The sequence below is a fragment of the Streptomyces sp. SID14436 genome, assembly GCF_010548465.1.
GTDB lineage: Bacteria > Actinomycetota > Actinomycetes > Streptomycetales > Streptomycetaceae > Streptomyces.
The window spans coordinates 1-801 of sequence record NZ_JAAGMD010000313.1; the positions used below are offsets into that span (position 1 = coordinate 1).

Sequence of the window (801 nt, forward strand, 5' to 3'; positions counted from 1 at the left end):
CCTCGCGGTGGGTTTCACCGACGCGCAGTGCGGATTCAAGGCGGTGCGGCGGGACGTCGCCGAACATCTGCTGCCCCTGGTCGAGGACCGTGAGTGGTTCTTCGACACCGAACTGCTGGTGCTCGCCGAGCGCGCCGGGCTGCGGATCCACGAGGTGCCGGTGGACTGGGTGGACGACCCCGACAGCCGGGTCGACATCCTCTCCACCGCCCTGGCCGACCTGCGCGGCATGGCCCGGCTGGCGCGTGCCCTCGCCGGCGGGCGGCTGCCGGTGACCGCGCTGCGCCGCGCCGACGGACTGCCGCCCGGCCTGGTCCCGCAGCTGCTGCGGTTCGCCGCGGTCGGCGCCGCCAGCACGCTGTTCCACCTGCTGCTGTACACGGTGCTGCGCCCCTGGACCGGGGCGCAGGCGGCCAACGCGCTCGCCCTGCTGGCCGGCACGCTCGCCAACACGGCCGCGAACCGGCGGCTCACCTTCGGCGTACGGGGGCGCGGCGGGGTGCTGCGGCACCACCTGAAGAGCCTGGCCGCCTTCCTGGTCGGGCTGGCCCTGACCAGCGGTTCGCTGGCCCTGCTGCACCGCGCGGCGCCCGGCGCCGCCCCCGGCGCCGAACTCCTGACCCTGGTCCTCGCCGGCCTCGCCGCGACCCTGCTGCGTTTCCTCCTCCTGCGGGCCTGGGTGTTCCCCGGCTCCCGCTCCCCCTCCCGCCGCACGACAGGAACCCCCCGCCCATGAGCACCGGCACCGGCCGGCCCGGCCCGACCCCCGCCACCGTCACCCCCGCCGCCGTCCCGGCCGCC

1 protein-coding gene is annotated in these 801 nt (G+C 76.9%); it reads left to right on the forward strand.

What is annotated here, in order from left to right; translation table 11 throughout:
* Positions 1–736, forward strand: a 736-nt coding sequence (locus G3I53_RS11205; protein WP_203616936.1) for a GtrA family protein, incomplete at its 5' end; no start/stop codon positions are given.
* Between the last annotated feature and the right edge of the window lie 65 nt (positions 737–801).